At 59.4% G+C, this 22,679-nt stretch carries 22 protein-coding genes; 7 read left to right on the top strand and 15 right to left on the bottom strand.

Annotated elements, in window-relative coordinates:
* Positions 1 to 25: 25 nt before the first annotated feature.
* From N4R57_09475 to N4R57_09465, 3 genes are read right to left on the bottom strand one after another with little or no spacing between them, the layout of a single operon-like run.
* Positions 26 to 946, bottom strand: a complete 921-nt coding sequence (locus tag N4R57_09475; protein ID UYV39206.1) for a pseudouridine-5'-phosphate glycosidase — start codon at positions 944 to 946, stop codon at positions 26 to 28.
* Positions 943 to 1,857, bottom strand: coding sequence for a PfkB family carbohydrate kinase (locus N4R57_09470; protein ID UYV39205.1), 915 nt, complete (start codon positions 1,855 to 1,857; stop codon positions 943 to 945). Before N4R57_09470 ends, N4R57_09475 begins: the two co-directional genes overlap by 4 nt.
* A 41-nt stretch (positions 1,858 to 1,898) precedes the next feature.
* Complete coding sequence (locus N4R57_09465) at positions 1,899 to 2,681, bottom strand: DUF4198 domain-containing protein (GenBank protein ID UYV39204.1); 783 nt, start codon at positions 2,679 to 2,681, stop codon at positions 1,899 to 1,901.
* Between N4R57_09465 and N4R57_09460 the strand changes: the two genes are divergently transcribed.
* The 3 genes from N4R57_09460 (at position 2,680) to tsf (ending at position 5,897) form a co-directional block, all read left to right on the top strand.
* Entirely contained in the window at positions 2,680 to 3,825 is a 1,146-nt protein-coding gene (locus N4R57_09460) for a HupE/UreJ family protein (GenBank protein UYV39203.1), read from the top strand. The two genes, N4R57_09465 and N4R57_09460, sit on opposite strands and share 2 nt — an antisense overlap.
* A 294-nt stretch (positions 3,826 to 4,119) precedes the next feature.
* Positions 4,120 to 4,932: a 30S ribosomal protein S2 gene (rpsB, locus tag N4R57_09455; GenBank protein UYV39202.1), complete on the top strand. Its 813-nt coding sequence runs from the start codon at positions 4,120 to 4,122 to the stop codon at positions 4,930 to 4,932.
* An 83-nt stretch (positions 4,933 to 5,015) separates the two neighbouring features.
* Positions 5,016 to 5,897, top strand: a complete 882-nt coding sequence (gene tsf, locus N4R57_09450; protein ID UYV39201.1) for a translation elongation factor Ts — start codon at positions 5,016 to 5,018, stop codon at positions 5,895 to 5,897.
* Positions 5,898 to 6,324: 427 nt separating this feature from the next.
* Here tsf and N4R57_09445 read toward each other — a convergent pair whose 3' ends face one another.
* Both N4R57_09445 and N4R57_09440 read right to left on the bottom strand, forming a co-directional pair.
* The gene (locus N4R57_09445) at positions 6,325 to 7,080 is read right to left on the bottom strand and encodes a LuxR family transcriptional regulator (GenBank protein UYV39200.1); all 756 of its coding nucleotides are present in this window, start codon (positions 7,078 to 7,080) and stop codon (positions 6,325 to 6,327) included.
* A gap of 318 nt (positions 7,081 to 7,398) precedes the next feature.
* The gene (locus N4R57_09440) at positions 7,399 to 8,619 is read right to left on the bottom strand and encodes an acyl-CoA dehydrogenase (protein UYV39199.1); all 1,221 of its coding nucleotides are present in this window, start codon (positions 8,617 to 8,619) and stop codon (positions 7,399 to 7,401) included.
* A gap of 119 nt (positions 8,620 to 8,738) precedes the next feature.
* Between N4R57_09440 and N4R57_09435 the strand changes: the two genes are divergently transcribed.
* Complete coding sequence (locus N4R57_09435; GenBank protein ID UYV39198.1) at positions 8,739 to 9,659, top strand: LysR substrate-binding domain-containing protein; 921 nt, start codon at positions 8,739 to 8,741, stop codon at positions 9,657 to 9,659.
* 231 nt (positions 9,660 to 9,890) lie between these two features.
* Here the strand turns inward: N4R57_09435 and phoB are convergent, their stop codons facing one another.
* The 6 genes from phoB to N4R57_09405 form a co-directional block, all read right to left on the bottom strand.
* On the bottom strand, positions 9,891 to 10,580 hold the full coding sequence (phoB, locus tag N4R57_09430) for a phosphate regulon transcriptional regulator PhoB (GenBank protein UYV39197.1): 690 nt from the start codon (positions 10,578 to 10,580) through the stop codon (positions 9,891 to 9,893).
* Between the two features lie 5 nt (positions 10,581 to 10,585).
* On the bottom strand, positions 10,586 to 11,308 hold the full coding sequence (gene phoU, locus N4R57_09425; protein ID UYV39196.1) for a phosphate signaling complex protein PhoU: 723 nt from the start codon (positions 11,306 to 11,308) through the stop codon (positions 10,586 to 10,588).
* Positions 11,309 to 11,324: 16 nt separating this feature from the next.
* On the bottom strand, positions 11,325 to 12,122 hold the full coding sequence (gene pstB, locus N4R57_09420) for a phosphate ABC transporter ATP-binding protein PstB (GenBank protein ID UYV39195.1): 798 nt from the start codon (positions 12,120 to 12,122) through the stop codon (positions 11,325 to 11,327).
* 15 nt (positions 12,123 to 12,137) lie between these two features.
* Complete coding sequence (pstA, locus tag N4R57_09415) at positions 12,138 to 13,418, bottom strand: phosphate ABC transporter permease PstA (protein ID UYV39194.1); 1,281 nt, start codon at positions 13,416 to 13,418, stop codon at positions 12,138 to 12,140.
* 11 nt (positions 13,419 to 13,429) lie between these two features.
* On the bottom strand, positions 13,430 to 14,803 hold the full coding sequence (pstC, locus tag N4R57_09410; GenBank protein UYV39193.1) for a phosphate ABC transporter permease subunit PstC: 1,374 nt from the start codon (positions 14,801 to 14,803) through the stop codon (positions 13,430 to 13,432).
* Between the two features lie 69 nt (positions 14,804 to 14,872).
* The gene (locus tag N4R57_09405) at positions 14,873 to 15,925 is read right to left on the bottom strand and encodes a substrate-binding domain-containing protein (protein ID UYV39192.1); all 1,053 of its coding nucleotides are present in this window, start codon (positions 15,923 to 15,925) and stop codon (positions 14,873 to 14,875) included.
* A 320-nt stretch (positions 15,926 to 16,245) separates the two neighbouring features.
* On the opposite strand from N4R57_09405, the gene N4R57_09400 reads away from it, so the two are divergent.
* Complete coding sequence (locus N4R57_09400; GenBank protein ID UYV39191.1) at positions 16,246 to 17,670, top strand: MFS transporter; 1,425 nt, start codon at positions 16,246 to 16,248, stop codon at positions 17,668 to 17,670.
* A 3-nt stretch (positions 17,671 to 17,673) separates the two neighbouring features.
* Here N4R57_09400 and N4R57_09395 read toward each other — a convergent pair whose 3' ends face one another.
* Complete coding sequence (locus N4R57_09395) at positions 17,674 to 18,714, bottom strand: ATP-binding protein (GenBank protein UYV39190.1); 1,041 nt, start codon at positions 18,712 to 18,714, stop codon at positions 17,674 to 17,676.
* Positions 18,715 to 19,015: 301 nt separating this feature from the next.
* Here N4R57_09395 and N4R57_09390 point away from each other — a divergent pair, with 301 nt between their 5' ends.
* Positions 19,016 to 19,438: a hypothetical protein gene (locus N4R57_09390; GenBank protein UYV39189.1), complete on the top strand. Its 423-nt coding sequence runs from the start codon at positions 19,016 to 19,018 to the stop codon at positions 19,436 to 19,438.
* A gap of 127 nt (positions 19,439 to 19,565) precedes the next feature.
* Here N4R57_09390 and N4R57_09385 read toward each other — a convergent pair whose 3' ends face one another.
* From N4R57_09385 to N4R57_09375, 3 genes are read right to left on the bottom strand one after another with little or no spacing between them, the layout of a single operon-like run.
* Positions 19,566 to 20,087, bottom strand: coding sequence for a gamma carbonic anhydrase family protein (locus tag N4R57_09385; protein ID UYV39188.1), 522 nt, complete (start codon positions 20,085 to 20,087; stop codon positions 19,566 to 19,568).
* The gene (gmk, locus tag N4R57_09380; protein ID UYV39187.1) at positions 20,084 to 20,734 is read right to left on the bottom strand and encodes a guanylate kinase; all 651 of its coding nucleotides are present in this window, start codon (positions 20,732 to 20,734) and stop codon (positions 20,084 to 20,086) included. The genes N4R57_09385 and gmk overlap by 4 nt, the downstream gene beginning before the upstream one ends.
* 9 nt (positions 20,735 to 20,743) lie before the next feature.
* Positions 20,744 to 21,634 (bottom strand): YicC family protein, encoded by an 891-nt coding sequence (locus N4R57_09375; protein ID UYV39186.1) that lies wholly within the window; start codon positions 21,632 to 21,634, stop codon positions 20,744 to 20,746.
* 254 nt (positions 21,635 to 21,888) lie between these two features.
* Between N4R57_09375 and N4R57_09370 the strand changes: the two genes are divergently transcribed.
* Entirely contained in the window at positions 21,889 to 22,629 is a 741-nt protein-coding gene (locus tag N4R57_09370) for a PAS domain-containing protein (GenBank protein ID UYV39185.1), read from the top strand.
* Positions 22,630 to 22,679 lie beyond the last annotated feature (50 nt).

The raw sequence follows: 22,679 nt of genomic DNA, 5'->3' as shown, positions 1-22,679 counted from the left end.
AAAAGCGCGCAAAACCTGCGCCTCCCTATACAGAACTGTCGCTCAGCGACGAAATTTCAAGCGCAATCGCCGCCCCGAGCCGTGCATTGTTGCGCACCAGCGCAATATTCGTCGCCAGAGAGCGCCCCTCGGTCAGCTCAAAAATCCGCCCCAACAGGAACGGCGTGACCTCTTTGGCGGCGATCCCCTGAGCCGCGGCCTCGCGCAGGGCGGTGTCGATCACCGGCGCGATCTCGGCCTCGGGGATTTCGCTCTCTTTTGGCACCGGATTGGCCACCAATTGCCCTCCCGGCACGGCGATTTTCGCCCGCATCACATGGCCCGCCGCGATCTCCTGCGCGCTGTCCATCCTGAGCGGCGCGGGCAAATCCGATGTCGATGACCAAAACGCCGGCAACACGTCCTGACCATAGGCGATCACCGGAACGCCCAGCGTTTCAAGCACTTCCATCGTCTTGGGCAGGTCCAATATGGCCTTTGCGCCTGCCGCAACCACCGTCACCGCAGTTTGCGCCAACTCCTGCAAATCCGCCGAAACATCGAAACTCTGCTCGGCGCCGCGATGCACGCCGCCGATGCCGCCCGTGGCGAACACGCCGATCCCCGCCAGCCGCGCCGCGATCATCGTCGCCGCCACCGTTGTGGCGCCGGTGCCGCCCGTCGCCATGCAGGCCGCCATATCGGCGCGGCTCAGCTTGGCAACCCCACGCGCCTGCGCCAAAGTGTCAAGCTCCGCCGCCTCAAGCCCGATGTGCAACGCGCCCTCAATCACCGCAATCGTCGCCGGAACTGCGCCCGCGTCGCGAATGTCCTGCTCAACCAACCGCGCCGTTTCGGCATTCTGCGGCCAAGGCATCCCGTGGGTTATGATCGTGCTTTCCAACGCCACCAGCGCCGCACCCCGTGCGCGCGCATCGCGAACTTCGCTGCTGAATACCATCTTCATACTGCTGCTTCTCCCGAAACATAGGCCGCCGCCGCGCTGAGCGCCGCCTGCAATGCCGCTTCACCTGTGTTGCCGCGCGCTTCGGCGGCGATATGCGCCGCCATGAAAGTATCGCCCGCGCCGGTGACGCGTGTCACCAATACCTTGGGGGGCAGGGCGGTGATGATGCCGCCCGCTTGCCCCGAATTCCCCTCCGAATTCCCCTCAGCCGCCATCTCGCCGCCATTGGTCACCAACACCCGCACCGCGCCGCGCTCAAGCAACCCTTTGGCCGCCGCCGCCGCATCCTCAAACGCGCATTGACACAGCAACCCGGCTTCCTCGCAGTTCACATAAAGCACCGCGCGCGAATGGTTCAGGAACGGCAACAACCGCTCCGCCTTGCCGGGCGACGCGGGCGCAACACGTAAATCTGCCTTTGCAAACAAGGGGCTTACCGCGATCTCTTCAAGCAACCCAAGCGTCAGGTTCCCGTCCAAAGCGACCATCCCCCCGAACGGCGCTTCCTCCGAGCCCAACCGCCCGTCCGCCATCGGGCGCAAAATCTTGTCGCCCGCCTGTTCCAACGAATGGGCATCCGCAATCGCCGCGATCAACCCGTTGGCGCCTTCAACGGCCATGTATTTGTCGGTGGGAAGGTCGTCTGAGCGATAGAGAAACCCAACCTCCATCCCGAACGCCTCACAGGCGCGGACAAGCTCGTCGCCTTCGCTATCGCGCCCCACCGCGCTCAACAGCGCCGGGCGCATCCCGAAACGCGCCAGCGTCATCGCGATATTCATCGCCACACCGCCGGGCAGGCGGGTTATCCGCCCCGGCACGTCCGAGCCGACCCGCATATGAAACTGCGCCCGCCCGATCACGTCCCACAGAACGCTGCCGATACAAAGAATGTTGTGTTGTGCCGTCATAGGCCCGTTCTGCCTGCTGTGTCGCGCCATCGCAAGCCGCTTTAACGCGGCACTTCAAACGTCATCGACGCCCAGAGGCTCTCCCACGGCACGTCCTTCACGTCTTGCGCGCGCACCACCACCGCATTCAGCAAATACCGATGCCCGGCAGCAACCGGCACCTGCACAATTCCTTGCGCATCGGTGTGCAATTTGGTCTGCACCACGCCGCCGTCCGGTGCGCGCTCGAACACCTCCAGCTGCGTCTCACCGCGCGGCTTGCCCTGATAATAAACCTGCACCGCAATGCCGCCTGTCGGCCGGCTCTCATAAGGGTTGTCCAGCACAACAAGCTCGAACTCCATGCCCGAAAACGCATCCGCCCCCGCGCCATGACCGACAGCAATCAACGCCTTGCAATACCTTGTATAGCTTTCGCGAATGCGCTTTTCTGACAGGCCGCGCGCGCGGTGCTGCTCAAGCACCCAGCCCGCATCCACGCCGGTCACAAACCGCGCGAATTTCTCCCACTCGGTATAGCTGACCTCGCTCGGCTGCGACTGATAAATCAGCCGTAAAAGCCCCTCCGCGCCGCTTTCAAGCTGTAGGGCAGGGCGCTCTCCTGCGCGCCCCTCAAACGCTGCACCCGCGTCGCCAATGCCCCAACGCGCAGCCGCGATCCGTCGCTCGAACCACGCCAATTCAACGCCTTCAAAACTCTGCCCATTGAACAAACCTGCCTTCACGGGCACAACCGGGGTCACTTGATATTTCTCGGCTTCTATCCAAAACTCATGCGCTGTTGCCGCTTGGGCAACCAGCACAAGAAACAGGACAACACTCATGCGAAATCTGACAATCATCCTCTCAAAGGGCCTGATCCTGTCACTGGTTGCAAGTCTATTTCTCGTGATCGCGCCGCGCAGCCACGCGCATGAGGTGTTCCCCTCTATTGCCGAGGTTTCCCGCAAGGGTGACACCCTCAACATCGCCATCGAACTCTCTCTTGAGGCGCTGATGGCCAAGATCGACCTGAGCACAATCGAAGACACAAACGCCGCGCCAAATGCCGCCGATTACGATGCCTTGCGCGCGCTGTCTCCGGCGGTGCTCAAGGAAAAGCTGCCTGCCTTTCTGCCCGGTTTTCTCTCCAGCATAACGCTCACCGTTGATGGAGCCCCCGTGACGCCCACGTTCTTCCGCGCCGAGATCAAAGACCCCGGCAATGACGCGCTGCAACGTCAAAGCCTTGTTTTCCTCACGGCTCCGCTGCCGGTGGGGGCGCAATCCGTGGCCTTCGGCTGGCCCAAAACCTATGGCACGCTGATCCTGCGTCAGGTTGGCGATGTCGAAACCCCTTTCACCACAACGCTTTCGGGCGGCGGCATCAGCGCGCCATTCGCGCTTACAGGCGGCACGTCTCAAAGCGGCTGGTCGGTATTTGGCAGCTATATTCCCATTGGGTTTGACCACATTCTGCCCAAAGGGCTTGACCATATCCTCTTTGCGCTTGGCCTGTTCCTTTTGGCCGCACGGCTGCGCCCGCTGCTCTGGCAGGTCACAGCCTTCACCGCCGCCCATACCGTTACGCTGGCTCTGGGCGCGTTGGGCTGGGTGTCCGTTCCGGGCAGCATTGTCGAGCCGCTGATCGCCGCTTCGATCTGTTATGTCGCGATCGAAAATATCTTTACCGATCACCTCAACAAATGGCGTCCGCTGATCGTCTTCGGCTTCGGGCTGCTGCACGGGCTTGGCTTTGCCTCGGTGCTGGAAGAGTTCGGCTTGCCCGATGCGCATTTCATTCCGGCGCTGCTTGGCTTCAACATCGGGGTCGAACTGGGACAGCTCACTGTTATCGCTATTGCCTTCCTTCTGGTTGGGGCGTGGTTCCGGGACAAACCGTGGTATCGCCGTGTCATCACCATTCCCGCATCACTGGTTATCGCGGCGATCGGGGCCTATTGGGTGGTCGAACGCACGCTGCTCTGAGGCGACCATCGTACGCTGCGTTAACTTAATAACTCGTTAACAGCCCCGACGCCCACCGGCAGCCGGGAGTCAGCCGGATGTCAGCCGGGAGTCACCCCCCTGATTTTACGGGGCTGCGCGCCTTAACCTTTACAGGGCAGGGGGGTTGCCAACCCCCGCGATCCCTTCTATACGCGCGGCACTTAATCCGCAGACAAGGGCGGGCTTGTGGGGGAGACATCCCCATCTGTCCACCGGTTGAAGCACCCGCTTTACACCCCTTGTCGAGGCGAAAACCGGAAAGGAAACAAAGACATGGCTCTTCCAGAGTTCTCCATGCGTCAGCTGCTTGAAGCCGGCGTTCACTTCGGCCACCAGACGCAGCGTTGGAATCCCCGTATGGGCGAATTCATCTATGGCGCGCGCAACGGCATCCATATTCTCGACCTGACACAGACCGTTCCGATGCTCGACGCAGCCCTGAACGTGATCCGCGAGACCGTCGCCAAAGGCGGCCGCGTTCTGTTCGTCGGCACCAAGCGTCAAGCGGCGCAACCCGTTGCAGACGCTGCAGAAAAATGCGCTCAATACTACATGAACCACCGTTGGCTCGGCGGCACTCTGACCAACTGGCAGACCGTTTCGCAGTCGATCAACCGCCTCAAAGCCATTGACGAAGCAATGGAAGGTGGCGCCGAAGGTCTCACCAAGAAAGAGCGCCTCGGGATGGAACGTGAGCAGGCCAAATTGCAAGCCTCGCTCGGCGGGATTCGCGAAATGGGCGGCGTGCCTGATCTTCTCTTTGTCATCGACGTCAAGAAAGAGGCGCTGGCCGTGGCAGAAGCCAACAAACTCGGCATCCCCGTGGTCGCCGTGGTTGACACCAATTGCCCGCCCGAAGGCGTGGATTACATCATCCCCGGCAACGACGACGCCGCACGTGCCATCGCGCTTTACACCGATCTGGCCAGCCGCGCCGCACTTGACGGCATGAGCGCACAGCTCGGCGCCGCAGGCGTTGACCTTGGCGCAATGGAAGAAGCTCCGGTTGAAGAAGTTGTGGCCGAAGAAGCGCCCGCAGCCGAAGCACCGGCGGCCGAAGCACCGGCGCAAAGCACTGAAGCCTAAGGCTTTATGCAATTGTCATGCGGGCGTGGTTGACCCATGCCCGCAACCGCAACCAATTCTTAATTTTTCTAGGAGAGCCTGATATGGCGATCACAGCTGCAATGGTGAAAGAACTGCGCGACAGCACGGGCGCAGGCATGATGGACGCAAAGAAAGCGTTGACCGAAAACGACGGCGACATGGAAGCCGCCGTTGACTGGCTCCGCACCAAAGGCCTTGCGAAAGCGGCCAAGAAATCCGGTCGGACCGCGGCAGAGGGCCTCGTTGGTGTGGCTGTCGAAGGTGGCAAAGCCGTCGCGATCGAGTTGAACTCGGAAACCGACTTCGTCGCCAAAAACGATCAGTTTCAGGCGCTTGTTGGCGATATCGCTAAAACCGCGCTTGGCTCCAACGATGTCGAGGCGTTGAAAGCCGCAGACATGGGCGGAAAATCGGTTGAAACGGCCGTTACCGACGCAATCGCCACTATTGGCGAGAACATGACCCTGCGCCGGATGGCAACGCTCGAAGGCGACGCTGTTGCATCTTACGTGCACAACGCTGCCGCACCCGGCATGGGCAAGATCGGCGTTCTCGTAGCTTACAAAGGCGGCGACGAAGCGTTTGCCCGTCAGGTTGCCATGCACGTTGCTGCTGCTGACCCGCGTCCGCAGGCTCTGAACGAAAGCGAACTTGACCCGGCGATCGTTGAAAAAGAGAAGCAGGTTCAAATGGATATCGCTCGTGAGAGCGGCAAGCCCGAAGCCGTTATCGAAAAGATGATTATCGGCCGGATGAAAAAGTTCCTGTCGGAAATCACGCTTCTGAACCAATCTTTCGTGGTGAACCCCGATCTGTCCGTGGCCGATGCTGCCAAGGAAGCAGGCATGGAAATCACTGGCTTTGTGCGTCTTGCCGTGGGCGAGGGCGTTGAGAAGAAAGAAGAAGACTTCGCCGCAGAAGTCGCGAAAGCTGTTCAAGGCTAAGTGTTCTGGGGTGTTTAACGACACCCCAAACGCCTTTCAGACACTAAAGTAAACGGTGCCGGATCACTCCGGCACCGTTTTTTTGACTCCGCCCAAGCAAATGGGGATGAGACGGGCGGTTCAAATGGTCGCCGGCCGTTGGAACGAAAAATAGATCCTCTGGCCGACCCCGGATTAACCGGACAAAGGGTAGGGCCATGAAATGTCATGGGTACCACTCTGTATGTTCCCAGGCTTTAAGCCACCACTCACGGAACAACTACAATTTGGCCTATTTTCGGATTTCTCGAAAGTAAGGGAATCCATACCTTTTATCTCCGCCACTCTCCGGAAGACGGAAAATCATTAAAAAACAGAAGATTGCACCGCAAACCTCATGCGGCCCGTGGTGTTAAACCTCTTTCCGGATCAGGTTTCTTACAGGTTTTCAGTATTCCACGACAAACATCTGCTTATGCAACGCCGCTTTGAGCACCGCTTGAGCCGTAGTTTCAACGTTGAGCACATCCCGGGCCAGCCGCAGGTGCTTTTCAACCGTGGCAGGTGTTAACCCCATCAAAAGCGCGATATCGGCGGTGGTTTTCCCATCGCCGACCCAATGCAACGCCTCAAGCTGTCGTTTCGTCAAACCCCGCGTAGGGCCAACATAGGGCAGGGACAGTATCTTGAGATGCGCGACATTATTCATGACCAGCAATTCACGGCCATGCTTGGCCCAAACTGCATCGACATCGGCTTGTGTCATGTCTTCTTCACCGGTCAGTGCAATTGCCCCCTTGGAGCGCGGTGAAACAGATTTAAAGCTGATCGTGTAGCCCGTGGTAACTTTCATTTTCTGATTGAATTCAAAGACTTTGCGCTCACTCTCGGTCATCACATTGCTGTTGAGCATATCTGTGATCATGCCCCAGCTGGTACAGCCTTCATTCTCTAACGACCATTTCACCATCGGCGCATGGAAATACATCGACTGGCCAAGGAACCAGTCAGTATAGTCGGTGCTATGATTGGTGAGGATGATGAAATCCTCGGGGTCACCCAGAGATTTTCCCAGCCGGTAATTGGTATAGCCATAAAACAGCCGGTTGAATCCGTATTCAGCCATCTTGCGGCAATGCAGGTCCCAAAGCGCCTCCATTGAAGGTGCGTTGGTAATCTCGTCGAGGTAATCGACAAGGCTCATGTAGGTCCCTCCCAAATCTCGCACAGGGTCCGCGTGAGGGAGCGGATCCGTAAGACAAAATAAATCTTTGTGCGATCTAGTAACGTGAATGGTAGAGGCAGCTTAGCGGTTGGAGGCGGTTTGAGTCGAGAACAATGATCTTGGCGCAGCAAGGCAAAGCCAACGCGGGCGCCGATGTGAGGGCAATATGAGCAAATCCTCAGATTTACTGAGGTTTGGGAAAGGATTTATTTATCATAATACTGATTATGCGCTAAATGGATGAAGAAAACCGGGGAAGCACATCGCACTTCCCCGTTCATTTTCATTCGCTAGCTTTTAGAAAAATGCCTGCAACCCGGTCTGTGCACGACCAAGGATCAGCGCATGCACATCATGCGTGCCTTCATAGGTGTTCACCGTTTCAAGGTTTACCATGTGGCGGATCACCTGGAACTCGAGACTGATGCCGTTGCCGCCGTGCATGTCGCGCGACATGCGTGCCACGTCGAGCGCCTTGCCGCAGTTGTTGCGTTTGACGATTGAGATCATCTCTGGCGCGGCTTTTGCCTGATCCATCAACCGACCGACCTGAAGGCTCGCCTGAAGCCCGAGCGTGATTTCGGTCTGCATATCAGCCAGCTTCTTCTGGAACAGCTGGGTTTGGGCCAAGGGGCGTTTGAACTGGTGACGGTCAAGCCCGTATTGACGCGCCGCGTGCCAGCAGAATTCTGCCGCGCCCATCGCCCCCCAGCTGATGCCATAGCGGGCACGGTTGAGACAGCCGAACGGCCCTTTGAGACCTTCGACATGGGGCAGCAAAGCGCCCTCGCCCACTTCGACGTCTTTCATAACAATCTCGCCGGTGATCGACGCACGCAGGCTTAGCTTGTTCTCGATTTTCGGCGCGGAAAGACCCTCCATGCCTTTCTCAAGCACAAAGCCGCGAATTTTGCCGCCGTGGGCTTCGGACTTGGCCCAGACGACGAACACATCGGCGATCGGCGCGTTGGAAATCCACATCTTGGATCCCGTAAGTCTATAGCCTGTATCGGTTTTTATGGCGCGGGTTTTCATTCCGGCGGGGTCTGAGCCGGCGTCGGGTTCGGTGAGGCCGAAGCAGCCGATCCATTCGCCTGAGGAAAGTTTCGGCAGGTATTTCTTACGCTGCTCTTCGGAGCCGTAAGCATAGATCGGATACATCACCAGACTGGACTGCACCGACATCATCGAGCGATAACCGCTGTCGATGCGCTCGATCTCGCGTGCGACGAGACCATAGGAGACATAACCGGAGCCCAGCCCGCCGTATTCCTCGGGCGTGGTCACGCCGAGCAGGCCCATGTCGCCCATCTCGCGGAAGATGCTGGGGTCAGTCTCTTGATTTTCAAAGGCTTTTGTGATCCGCGGCTGGAGCTTTTCTTCGGCATAGGCGCGTGCGGAATCGCGGATCATACGCTCTTCTTCGCTGAGCTGTTCGTCCATGCGCAGCGGGTCTTCCCATGTGAAACTGCCAAGGTCGGGCGCGTCTTTGGCGCGGAGATGGGGTTTGTCGGACATGGGGGTCTCCTCTCGAGAGTTGCGAACGGTGTGTTCAGGCTTTGGCAAGAGTTTACCTTGATAAGAACGCATGATAAAACGCTAAATCCGCATGGTTTCATGCATATATGGAATAGAAGATGATCGCCCCACGCCGGTTTTTGCCCCCGATCCCCGCTTTGCAGGCGCTTGAAGCGGTTGACCGTTTGGGCAGCGCCACAGCCGCCGCAGAGGAGATGAATCTCACCCAAAGTGCTGTGTCGCGCCAGCTTAAATCACTTGAGGATCAACTGGGGGTCACCCTGTTGAACCGGGCGGCGAAACGGCTGACCCTGACACAGGCAGGAAGCGCCTATCTGGGCGACATTCGCGTCGCGTTGCAGATGATCGCGCAAGCCTCGCTTAAGTTGCAAAGCAATCCCGGTGGCGGCGCGGTCAACCTGACCATTCTGCCCACGTTTGCGATGCGCTGGCTGGTGCCGCGCCTGCCCCGCTTTGCCGAGGCCAATCCAGAGATCACCATCAATATGACGACCCGGCTGGATCCGTTTAACTTTACCGAGCAACCCTTTGATGCAGCGATAACTTTTGGAAACGGGGATTGGCCCAATACCAACAAGATGTGGCTCAAGCGCGAAACGGTTTTACCGGTGGCTGACCCCGACTTGTTGGCGACGGAGACCATCAAAACCGGGCATGACCTGTTGCGCTTGCCGCTTTTGCATATTCAGCACCGGCCACGGTCATGGCAGAAGTGGTTTGCCGCCAAAGGGGTCGAGACGGGCCGCCTGCCCGGCATGGTTTACGACCAATTCCCGACCATCGTTCAGGCGGCGCTGCACGGGATGGGAGTGGCGCTGCTGCCCGACTTCCTGATCCAACAAGAGCTGTTGGATGGGCGGCTCAAGCCCGCGCTTGATGGCGGCGAGCAGAGCCTTGGCGATTATTGGCTGGTCTGGCCCGAGGAACGCGACGCCGATCCCGCGCTCAGCGCCTTTCGAGACTGGCTGAGCAGCGAAGTCGACGGCAAAACCGAGGATGACGAGCTTTTGCCACGTTAAGGCGATCTATGCCGCTCTGGAATGGTTAATGGCACCAAAGCGGGCAACATCAGGGGGTGACTCCCGGCTGACATCCGGCTGAAAAGCGTATGACATCCGATTCCTGAATATGTTTACCCGGCATTAAGTTAATGCACCGTCCGGGTTAACGGACCGAACGGAGCACAGGGAGGGAGCACACGCAACACACGGGCCCCCTGCCCGCCTTGGCCCCAGAGCCGGTTATAGCATTTAGCCCAAAGCATACCCGGCACCGCGCACGGTGCGCAGCGGATCAAGGCCGCCCTGGCTCATCAATGCTTTGCGAAGCCGACCGATGTGAACATCGACGGTGCGGGTATCGACATAGATGTCGCGCCCCCAAACCCGGTCGAGCAGTTGTTCGCGGGTGAACACGCGGCCCGGCTTTTCCATGAAGGTCGAGAGCAAGCGAAACTCGGTCGGGCCAAGTTTGAGCGGTTTCTCATCACGGGTGACGCGATGGGTTTCCGCATCAAGCACGATGTCCTCGTATTCCAGCCGCTCGCCCACCGACGACGGGCGCACTCGACGCAATTGGGTGCGCACCCGCGCCATAAGCTCGGCCACGGAATAGGGTTTGACCATGTAGTCATCGGCCCCGGTTTCAAGGCCACGCACGCGGTCGACCTCTTCCGAGCGGGCCGAAATCATGATGACGGGAATGCCACGGGTGCCCGAGCGGCTTTTAAGCCGGCGGCAAACTTCGATGCCGGACACATTGGGCAGCATCCAATCGAGCAGCACGATGTCGGGCGCGCCCTCGTCGATGATAACGAGGGCTTCTTCGCCATCGCCTGCACGCAGGACATTGAAACCTTCGGCCTCGAGGTTATAGGCCAGCACTTCGCGTTGTGCGGGCTCATCCTCGACCAGAAGAACGGAGGGTTGTTCGGCAGACATGGCGCTCAGACCTCGCCCAAGGTTGCGTCGACCGAGGTTTTATCACCTTTTTTGCGGTCGTCATCGGGCGTTTCACCGGTGACGAGATAGACCACCTGTTCGGCAATCGAGGTGACATGGTCGCCCATACGTTCGGTGTTTTTGGCAATGAAATGCAGGTGCATACAGGGCGTGATGTTGCGCGGATCTTCCATCATGAAGGTCAGGAATTCGCGGAACACCGCATTGTAGAGCTGGTCAACATCGCGGTCACGCTGGATCACATCCATCGCCAGCGCGGCGTCGCGTTGGATATAGGCATCAAGCGCGTCCTTGAGCATCAGCTGCACGTCGCGCGCCATCCGTTTGAGCGAGACGGTCGCCCCTTCGATCGGAGCCATCTGCACCAGAACGCCGGTGCGTTTCGCCATGTTCTTGGCATAGTCACCGATGCGTTCGAGGTTGCCGGAGATTTTCATCACCGTCAGGATCACGCGAAGGTCAACCGACACCGGCGCCCGCAGCGCGATGATGCGCGCGCATTCCTCGTTCACAAGCATTTCGAGGTCGTCGATGGCGCGGTCGTTCTTGCGCACCTGTTCGGCGGTTTCCTCGTCGCGGGCATTGAGGCTGTCGGCGGCGCTCAGGATTGCGCGTTCGACCAGCCCGCCCATTTTCATGATCTGGGCCTGCACGGTTTCAAGATCGCGATCAAAGGCCGAGGCGATATGTTGTGTATCATCGTTCATGGTGTTCATGCTCCCCTCAGCCGATCCGGCCGGTGATATAGGATTCAGTGCGGCTGTCTTGCGGGTTGGTAAAGATCTGTCCAGTTTCGCCGTATTCCACGAGGTTGCCAAGGTGGAAGAAGGCGGTTTTCTGGCTGACCCGAGCGGCTTGCTGCATCGAGTGGGTGACGATCACGACGGAATAGCTTTGACGCAGTTCGTCGATCAGTTCCTCGACCTGTGCCGTGGCAATCGGGTCAAGCGCCGAGCACGGTTCATCCATCAGCAGGACTTCGGGTTCGGTGGCTACCGCGCGGGCGATACAGAGCCGTTGCTGCTGACCGCCCGAGAGGCCGGTGCCGGGCGCGTCGAGCCGGTCTTTGACCTCATCCCAGATGGCGCCGCGACGGAGCGATTTTTCGACTATCACATCAAGGTCGGCCTTGGATTTGGCAAGCCCGTGGATGCGCGGCCCATAGGCGATATTGTCATAGATCGACTTGGGGAACGGGTTGGGTTTCTGAAAGACCATGCCCACTTTGGCGCGAAGCTGCACCGGATCGACGTTTTTGTCATAGATGTCTTCGCCATCAAGCAGGATGTCGCCCTGAACCCGGCAGATATCAATCGTGTCGTTCATCCGGTTCAGACAGCGCAGGAAGGTGGATTTACCACAGCCCGAGGGGCCGATGAAGGCGGTGACGGTCTTGTCTTCGATTTCGACGTTCACGTCTTTGATGGCGTGGGTGTCGGCATAGTAGACTTGGCAGTTCTTCGCACTGATTTTGATGTCAGTATCGGTCATGATGCCTTCTTTCTTAGGTGTGTCGAACATTCGGGATCTCCAAGGTTACCATTTCCGCTCGAATTTGGAGCGCATGTGAATGGCGATTGCGTTCATCATGACCAAGAAACCCAACAACACCAGAATGGCCGCAGAGGTCCGGCTGACAAATCCGCGTTCCGGGCTGTCGGCCCAGATAAAGATCTGGGTGGGCAGGGCTGTGGCGCTGTCCAGAGGTGTTCCGGGGGCCGAGGTGATGAAGGCGTTCATGCCGATGAGCAGAAGCGGGGCCGTTTCGCCAAGCGCCTGAGCCAGACCGATGATGGTGCCGGTCATGACGCCGGGCATGGCGAGCGGCAGGACGTGACCAAACACGACCTGGTGTTTCGAGGCCCCTACCCCGAGGGCCGCTTCGCGGATCGAGGGGGGCACGGCTTTGAGAGCCGCACGGGTGGCGATGATAATCGTTGGCATTGTCATAAGCGCAAGGGTCATCCCGCCCACCAGCGGTGCCGAGCGCGGCAGGCCGAACCAGCCGATAAAGACGGCCAGCGCAAGAAGACCGAACACGACCGACGGCACCGCGGCGAGGTTGTTGATGTTGACCTCGATCATATCGCTGAAACGGTTGCGCGGGGCGAATTCCTCGAGATAGATCGCAGCGCCTATGCCCAACGGGAAGGAGATCATGAAGCAGACGAGCAGCGCCCAGAAGCTTCCGACCAAGGCACCGCGCAGGCCCGCGAGTTCGGGAAAGCGCGAGTCGGCGTTGGTCAGCAGCCCGAAGTTCAGCGGCTGCGAGATCATCCCGGCTTTATCCAGCGTATCAAACCATGCGATTTCCATGTCCGACACGCGGCGTTGGGCCTCGGGGGTGTCACGCTTTACCAGCCCTTTGGCGAGTTGGTCATAGGGGTCGGACATCGGCACGTTGAGCGAGATCGTTTTGCCGATCAACGTCGGGTCGGCCACGATCCGGTCACGCAGTTCGAACTGTGCGCCGTTGGACACCAGCTTTTGCATTTTGCGCAGCTCTTTGCGGTCGTCCACGCCGGGAATTTTGGCCTGTAGGCTGGCCAGAAGCACATCGCGGAAGCCGCCGCGCGGCAGTTTCTCAAGCGGTATCTCTTCGGGATCGACAAAGACCTCGAGGGCGATATGCGTCTGGGTGAAGGCTTTGTATCCAGTCGAGACAAGCGACGCCACGAGGATAATAAGCATCAGTGCTGCGAAGCTAATCGCGCCAAGTCCGAGGCCCTGCAACACAACCTGATTACGGTTGCGACGTTTGACCTTGGCGTTGCCCTCGCCCATGAGCGAAGATTTGGAGGCGGAAACATCGGTCATCCTGTTAATCCCTAGTCGTAGGCTTCGCGATACTTGCGCACAATGCGCAGGGCGAAAACGTTAATGATGAGGGTGGCCAAGAACAGCATCATCCCAAGCGCGAATGCGGCGAGTGTTTTTGGGTTGTCAAACGATGTGTCACCAATCAGCAGCGTCACAATCTGCACCGTTACGGTTGTCACACTGTCGAGCGGATTGGCGGTCATCTTGGCAATCAGCCCCGCGGCCATCACCACGATCATGGTTTCACCAATCGCGCGGCTGACCGCCAGAAGAACACCCCCGACAATGCCCGGAATGGCCGCCGGAAACAGAACGGTGGTCATCATCTCGGCGCGGGTCGCGCCAAGACCAAGCGCCCCGTCGCGCAGCGATTGCGGCACCGCCGACAAGGCGTCATCCGAAAAGGACGAGATGAACGGGATCAACATGATCCCCATCACTCCCCCGGCCGCCAGCGCGGTGTTGGGCGAGACATCCAGCCCGATCGACTGGCCAAAGCTGCGGATCGCGGGCGCCACCACGAGGATGGCAAAGAAGCCGTAAACCACGGTCGGCACACCGGCCAGAATTTCAAGCAACGGCTTGGCAACCGCGCGCAGACGGCGCGGCGCGAATTCGTTAAGATAGATGGCCGACATCAAGCCGACAGGCACCGCGATAATCAAAGCTATCACAGTGATCACCAAAGTGCCCAGCATGACCGGCAACCAGCCAAAGGCGCCTTCGGCAGCGACCTGATCTTCGCGCAGCGGGATCTGGGGTTCCCAATTGGTGCCGAACAGGAACTCTGTCACCGACACTTTTGAGAAGAATTTCATCGTCTCGAACATCAGCGAGGCAACGATGCCGATGGTGACGAAAATGGCCACGACCGAGCAGAAGATCATCAAGCCGGACACGATACGTTCAACCCCGTGGCGGGCGCGGAAATCGGCGCTGACCTTGCGGCGGCTAAACACCACAAGGGCGACCGACAGGGAAACAACGAGGATCAGCAACAACAGGCTGCTGCGCTCTTTCAGCATATTATAGGTGTCGGCGGCCGCGAATTTCCATTCTTCGGGCGTGCCGAACACGGTGCCCTTGGCGATCGACTTGATTTCGGCCACGAGAAGCTGTGTTTCACCGTTGCTCAGCCCTGCGAAACGGTCGGACAGGCCGGATTTGAGCATCAGGTCAATCACCGCGCCCTGAAACACCAACCACAGAAGGATCAGCACCAGCACCGGAATGAACACCACAAGCAAGGCGTAGCTTCCGTGAAAGCCTTCTAGGGAGTGCAGCTTTGCGCCGCCACCGCTGAGTTCAGTCGCGGCCCTGCGGTTGAGGACATAGCCAGCCACCGCGAGGGCGAACAGACAAAGAAACGCCGCTGTGGTCATCGAATTTCTCCTTGGACAAAACCGTTGCCCGGCCGCAATCGACCGGGCAACGCTGAAAGCCGGTCCGACTTAGGACTTCGGTTCCATGTTCTTGCCACCAACAACGGCGTCTTGCGTTGCTTTGCGCAGATCGTCGGGCAGAGCAACCATGCCACGCTCGGACAGATACCCACCCGGCTCCATCGCGTCATCGGACATATATTCGGCGATGAACTCCTGAAGGTTCGGGATAACGCCGCGGTGTGCGTTCTTGACGTAGAAGAACAGCGGACGCGACACCGGATAGGAGAAATCACCGATGGTTTCGGCCGAAGGTGCGACACCGCCGATGGTCACCGGCTTGAGCGTGTCGAGGTTTTCGTAAAGGAACGAGTAGCCGAAGATGCCAATAGCGTTCGCATCAGCATTCAGGCGCTGAACGATCAGGTTGTCGTTTTCGCCGGCTTCAACAAACGGGCCGTCCTGACGCATACGCGAGCAGTTTTCTTTGACGGTTTTCTTGTGCGCGGCTTTGTCGGCTTCTTTCAGCGCTTTCATGAAGTCGGTGCTTTCGCAACCGGCGTGCATGGCCAGCTCGACAAAGGCGTCGCGTGTGCCGGATGTCGGCGGCGGGCCATAGGCGAGGATGTCAACTTCGGGCAGATCGGCGCTGATGTCCGACCATTTCTTGTATGGGTTGGCAACCCAACCGCCTTCACCGGGAACTTCTGCGGCGAGCGCGAGGAAGATTTCCTGCAGCGACAGGTCCCAGTCTTGTGCGGCATCGCGCGAGATGGCGAGCGACAGGCCGTCATAGCCGATCATTGCTTCGGTAACGTCGGTCACGCCGTTGTCGTTGCAGAGCTTGTATTCCGATGCCTTCATGGCGCGCGAGGCACCTGTGATGTCGGGGTGGCCTTCGCCGATACCTGCGCAGAAGATTTTCATGCCGCCGCCGGTGCCGGTCGATTCAACGATCGGCGATGCGGCGCCGGTGTTGTTGGCGAATTGTTCCGCAACCGCTTGGGTATAGGGGAACACAGTCGACGACCCAACGATGCGGATCTCGTCGCGCGCGGCGGCCGCCGTGGCGGAAATCGCAGCGATGGCAGCAGCCGAGGTGGCGAGTTTAAGGAATGTCATATTTGTCTCCTGACTTGGATTTAGACACGTGAATTCTTTACGGCTCACATCCCCGTGAGCCTCGCGGTTCCTGCTACGCTTCGGGTGCTATGCTTTTGTGACAGCCATGTAACAGTTTGATGACAGCGCCCGAATTCGACGGATTTTTGTTAAATTGACCAAGCGGAAGGTTAGCCTTGCCCCCCTGCCCCTTTGTGAGAAACGCATGATGCGGGCGGGCATTTGCGGGATCGGCGGAAAAAATATCACTTGATCTCAATCTAACTTGAGCAATTAGACACGAGTTCGATACTCTCTCGTGGCAAGTGAAAGGCGCGATCATGCAAAGCAGTGAAACCGAGTTTGTTCCCTGGTCAGAGGTGTTGCGATTCGATCTCGCTGGGCGGCTGATTCTCGTCTCGCTTGGGGTGTGGCTGCATGCGGCGGATGGGTTGGTGGTTGCCACCATGATGCCCGAGATCGTCGCGCGTATCGGTGGCGAGGTTTATGTCGCCTGGGCGGTTGCGCTTTATGAGCTTGGCTCGATCCTTGCGGCGGCGAGCGCGGCATTGCTAGCGCGCCATTTCGGCTTGCGCCGGCCAATGTCGGCGGCGGCAATGGTGTTTGCGGGCGGCTGTCTGATCTCGGCACTGGCGGCGTCCATGGAGATCCTGCTGTTTGGCCGGTTGCTTCAGGGGCTGGGCGGTGGCGCCTTGGTGTCGCTGTCGTTCGTATCGGTGGTACGGCTGTTCCCGACCCGCCTGACGGCGCGGGTGATGGCGATTGTCTCGCTGCTTTGGGGGGCGTCGGCGTTCATGGGGCCGTTGATTGGCGGGCTGTTCGTGGAATATGCCAGTTGGCGCTGGGGGTTCGGCTTTTTCGCGGGCCAAGCGGTGCTGTTGGCTGTGTGGATATTTGCCACTGCCGGTTTTGCCGAGCGTAAAGAGGCCAGTGAAAGCGCGGCCCGCCCACCGCTGGCGCGGTTGTTTGTGCTCGCGCTTGCGGTGCTTTGCGTGGCCTATGCGGGGATACGCCCGGATGTTTTGCGCACGGGGATGCTGATGCTGGCCGGGCTGGCGTGCCTGCTTTGGTTCGCGCGGATGGATTCGCATCAGAGCGGCGATCAGCGCTTGATGCCGCCGCACCCGTTTGACCTTCGCAAGCCGGTAGGTGCCGCGCTTGTCATGATGTTTTCGATGAATGCCGCGACCATGGGGCTGGCCACTTATGGCGCGTTATTGCTGGTGTCGATCCACGGAACCACTCTGTTGATGGCGGGCTATGTGTTGGCTGGCGTGGCGGTGGGCTGGACGACGGCGGCGCTGTTGTCGTCGGGCGCGCCCGAACGGTTGGATGCGCGCAATATCGCGCTGGGGATGAGCATGGCTTTTGTCAGCGTTGTCGCGCTCTATTTTGCGGTGCCACATGGGCCGGTGGCCGCGATTGCAGCTTGTGCGGTGCTTGAGGGGGTCGGCTTTGGCCTTGCCATGACCTTTACCGTGCGCCGGGCGCGCCGGATGGTCAGCGCCGACGAGATCGAGCGCCTCACCGGGGCGATGTCCACGCTTGGGCGCTTTGGCTATGCGGTCGGGGCGTCCTTTACCGGGATCGTGGCCAATGCGGCGGGGTTTGCGGCCGACAACAGCGTCATCGAGGCCCAGCATGTGGCGCGTATGATTTTTACCGCCAACATTGGTTTTGCAGCGCTCGGGCTTGTGGCGGCGTTCAGTTTTGTGCGCCCGCGGACGCGCATGCAGCCGGTCTGAGGTCTAGAGCGGCAGCAGCACCGAAAACCGGCTGCCTTCCCCCAATGCGCTGTCTATTCTGAGCCGTCCGCGATGGCGGGTGACGATATGTTTGACGATCGCAAGACCAAGCCCGGTGCCGCCCACCTCGCGTGAGCGGTGCGAATCGACGCGGTAGAACCGCTCGGTCAGGCGCGGAATATGGATCGGGTCCATCCCCGCGCCTTCGTCCGCAACCTCAAGCAGCACCGCAGGGGCGCGCAGGCTTGGGTCATAATCAACCGTGCGCAGGCTCAGCGTGACGTTGCCACCGGCGCCACCATATTTCACCGCATTTTCAAGCAGGTTGCTCAACACCTGTCGCAGCTGGTCTTCGTCACCGGGCAGGATCACTTCGCCGTCGGGCACATCGGCGACAAATTGCACGCCGCCCTCTTTGGCCACCGGAGCCAGCGAGTGCAGGACCGACCGCGACAGGGCCGCCAGATCGACATCCTCGGTCGGGCGCACGCGCTGTTCCGATTCAACCCGGCTGAGCGACAAGAGATCGCTGACCAGCCGCTCCATCCGCGCCGCTTCGGATTGCATGATATCGAGAAAGCGCATCCGCACGGAGGCGTCATCGCGCGCGGGGCCGCGCAGGGTTTCGATAAACCCAAGCAGCGAGGTCAGCGGCGTGCGCAGTTCGTGGCTGACGTTGGCGACAAAATCGCGGCGCATTTGATCGGCATGTTCCAGATGCGAGCGGTCCTCAAAGCTGACCAGCACCCCTTGAAGATCGGAAAGATCAAGCCACGCGCAATTCGCCAGATAGATCGCATCGCGGCCCCCTTCGGCGCGCACGAGATAGCGTGCGTTGCATGTCTTGGCAGTGTCGGCGCAGGATTGGATCGCCTCGAGCAGCTCGGGCTGGCGCAGGGCCGTCATATGGTGGCGCCCGATGATCGCCTCGCCCAAGAGCGCACGTCCCGGTTCGTTTACCGCCACGATACGCTCGTCTCGCGCAACAAGAATGCTGGGCAATACCAGCGCATCAAGCAGTGTCTGGCCGTTTGTGTTGTTCATCGCACCCTGCCCGCGCCTTGCATTCCCGTCGTTGCGCGGACCATCCCCGACCTGCCGCAGGATGTAAATCTGCTTTTCGCCGCAGACAGCAACGCGAGAGTGAAACGCGCCGACGCGCTGTTATGCGCCCCCCGTCAGGATTGGTGATTTTTTGGTCACACCCCCACAAATGGCGAATTGCGGCCAAAATTAAACAAGCTACTATCGCGGCGTTGGGGACGAGACAGATTGCAGGCGCAGGCCAATATGGCCTTTGCGCAAAAGCGTACCTGCGCCAAGACAGGAGTTGCAAGAAACCGAGATGATCACAACCAGACACCCTCTGAGGATGCTCGAACTGGGTATTGGGTTTGACGGGCAAAACGGCCCCTTCATGGCCTCGACCATGACGCCGCATGGGGTGACTTTTGGTGAGCTTAACACCGCACTAGTGCGTCAACTGGCCCCCAGTCACGTCACCAGCTGGCTGTTTTGCGAAGCTTATGACGTTTATGATGTGGCCCGTATCCTGAGCGCGGCGGAGTTTGGCGGCACCTATACCGCGCTGGCCGCGTATCTGCCGAAAAAAGCGCTGGTAAAACGTGAGGTTCAGACCTGTTTTCCGCGGCTTTGTTTTGACATCAAATGCCCCGGCGACGTAACGGGCGCGGTGGCCAGTTACCACAACGCGGTGGCAAACCCGGCGCCTTATGTTGATGAACGCCCCGGCCTTGCGCTGGCGTAAGTGGGCCTGCGCCGTTTTGGACGGCACGGGCGTTGTGTGAGCGCCCGTCGCATTTACGTCCGGCACAGGTTTAAAGGCACAGGTTTAGAGGCGGAGCTTTAAAGATAAAGTCACCTTCAGACCACCTTCAGACCGCCTGTAGCCCGGCGCGAAAACGGCGCATGTTGGCTTGATAATTCTGCGACCCTGCGAGGATTTTCTGCTGTGCGGCCTCGTCGACCTGACGCACGACTTTGCCCGGTGCCCCCATAACAAGGCTGAAATCCGGGATCTCCTTGCCTTCGGTGATCAAGGCCCCTGCCCCGATAATACAGCCTTTGCCAATCTTGGCACCGTTCAGAACGGTCGCGCCCATCCCGATCAACGACCCGTCGCCAATGGTGCAGCCATGCAGCATGACCTTATGGCCGATGGTGCAATTCTGACCAATGGTCAGCGGAAAGCCCATATCGGTGTGAAACACACAGTTTTCCTGTACGTTTGATCCGGCCCCGACAAACAGCGGCTCGTTATCGCCGCGCAGCGTCGCCCCGAACCAGACCGACGCCCCGGCTTCGAGCGTGACCTGTCCAATCAGGTTGGCATCCGGCGCAACCCATGTGTCGTCGTGACAGACCGGCGAATGGCCATCCAATGCGTAAAGGGTCATGCTTTCATCTCCTCGAATTCGGTTTGCAGTTTGCGCACGTGATCCGTCAGCGTGGGCTGTTGAATGCGGCGCAGGCGGGTGGCAGAGATGATCCCCTTGAGATCGTCTTCCGTGCGGTCGAGATCATCGTTGATCAGCACGTAATCATAGCTGTCCCAGCGGCTGATTTCGTCCCAGCTTTTGTTCATCCGCTTTTCGATCACCTCGTCGCTGTCTTGGGCGCGGGTGACAAGGCGGCGGTGCAGCTCTTTTATCGAGGGCGGCAGAATGAAAATCGACAGGGTGTGCAGACCGAGGGACGAGTTGCGGATCTGTGCCGCGCCCTGCCAGTCGATATCAAACAGCACGTCCTGACCCTTGTTGATCGCGCCTTCGACCGGCGCTTTGGGCGAGCCATAGAAATGGCCAAACACATGGGCGTGTTCGAGCATGTCACCATTGGCGACATCCTGTTTGAAATCCGCTTCGCTCATGAAGTGGTAATCCTGCCCGTCGATCTCTCCGGGGCGCGCGGTGCGGGTCGTGGCCGAGACCGAAAAGCGCAGGCTTGGGTCCCAGACCTGTAGCCGTTTGGACAGGGTCGATTTGCCCGCGCCCGAGGGCGAGCTGAGAATGATGAGAAGTCCTCGGCGATTTATGGCTGACATATCAATCCCTTACTCGACGTTCTGAACCTGTTCGCGCATCTGGTCAATCACCGCTTTCAGCTCGAGCCCGATGGCCGTCAACGCCTTGGACTGGCTTTTCGAGCAGAGCGTATTGACCTCGCGGTTGAATTCCTGCGCGAGGAAATCAAACTTGCGCCCCACGGCCGTGTCGCTGCTTAAAAGCGCGCGGGCGGCGTCGATATGGGCGTCAAGGCGGTCCAGCTCTTCGGTGACATCGGCCTTGACCCCGATCAGCGCGAGTTCTTGTGCGATGCGGGCCTCATCAACGCCGGTTGTGTTGTCGCTCACCCGTGCGAGGGCGGCGCGCAGGCTGGCTTGCATTTCGTCCTTGCGGGCCTCGGCGGCATCGGCGGCCTGCCGGGTCAGGCTGGCAACGGTGTCGAGCTGCGCATTCAGCACCTCGCTCAGCGCCGCGCCCTCGGTGCGCCGCATCGACAGGAAATCAGCCAGCAGGGGGTCAAAATCCTGCATCAACGCGGCCTTTAGCGGGGCCGGATCATCCGCCGCGCTGACCACTTCGAGAACGCCGCGTTGCGACAGCACGTCCGCGGCCCGCGACGGGGCAAGGGTTGCGCCCTTTTCCATCGCGCGCGCTTCAACCTGCATCAGGGCGGCAAGCACCCGGTCAAGCTGGGCTTCGTTAACGGCGAGTTCGGAGCTGTCCTCGTCACGGCCGAGGCGCAGCGACAGGGTGATCGCGCCACGGGTTGTCGCCTCGCCCATGCGGGTCCGCAACGCCGCTTCCAGCCCGGTGATCCAGTCAGGCACGCGCAGCCGCAGGTCCAACCCTTTGGAATTGACGCTTCGCAGCTCCCAACTCCACGAGAAACTGTTCCATTGCCCCTTGGCCGAAGCAAAACCGGTCATCGAAATGGTCAAAACGCGTCTCCCGCTGGCGTCCCTTCTCCTAATGGGTTTTGCGCCCTTGGGGCAAGCCGATCTTGCGGGTTTTGGCGCGATGGTGCTGTCCGCCAGTTAACCAAACCTTTCGGAAATTGGTGCCAGTTAGAACAAATCGTGTCACATTAAGTTTTAGGAAACCTTTCTGAACCACTGTTTAAGCCAAGAGGATTTGGCGACCACGGCCGGCGCGTTCAGAGCAGACAATTTTTGAACGCAACGGCGGTTTGACCATGCTAACGACCAATGATCTTTTCGGGAAAGTAATCGACATGACCGGACATTTTGATGAGACGCGGTTCCGCGCACAGGCCCAAGTCGAAGCCTATTGGGAGGCGCTCCGGCATGGGAAAGGCGTGCCGATGCGATCCGATATTGACCCGCGCGGGATCGAAAACGCGCTTGAGAACGCCTTTATCCTTGAGAAAATCGCGCCCGGTCTGGCCCGGTTGCGCATTGCCGGGGCGCATCTGTCGGATGTGATTGGCATGGAGGTGCGTGGTATGCCGGTGAGCAGCTTTGTGTCCCCCCTCGCCCGTGCGGATTTCGCCGAGACGCTGGATGTGGTCACCAACGGCCCCGCCATCGCGCGGATCGAAATGAGCGCGGAAAACAGCATTGGCAAGCCGGAGCTTGAGGCCAGAATGCTGCTCTTGCCGCTGAAAAGCGACTTTGGAGACATCAATCGCGTGCTGGGGTGTTTTGAAACGCGGGGTAATATCGGGCGCGCGCCGCGTCGGTTCAACATCCTGCGGACCGAGCTGAGCAAGATCACCGAGCAACCGATGGATGCCACGACCCGGCGGCAAACGGCCAAGCCCGGATCGCTGTTGCATGAGCTGCCCAATATCGGTGAGCGCAGGGAGTTGCCCGAAGGCTTTGGGGAAGGCAAATCCACCTTTGAAGGAAAAACCCACGCGACGGGATCACGCGGATTTCCAAGCTATCTCAAGCTTGTCAAATCCGAGGATTGAGCCCGTCTGCGCGACGCACAGCTATAAAAAAGCCCCAGAGCATCGCAAGG

It is taken from the genome of Rhodobacteraceae bacterium D3-12, from assembly GCA_025916135.1.
GTDB lineage: Bacteria > Pseudomonadota > Alphaproteobacteria > Rhodobacterales > Rhodobacteraceae > JAKGBX01.
Note: the sequence above shows the minus strand (reverse complement) of the source record. Positions and strands in the feature narration are given on the sequence as shown.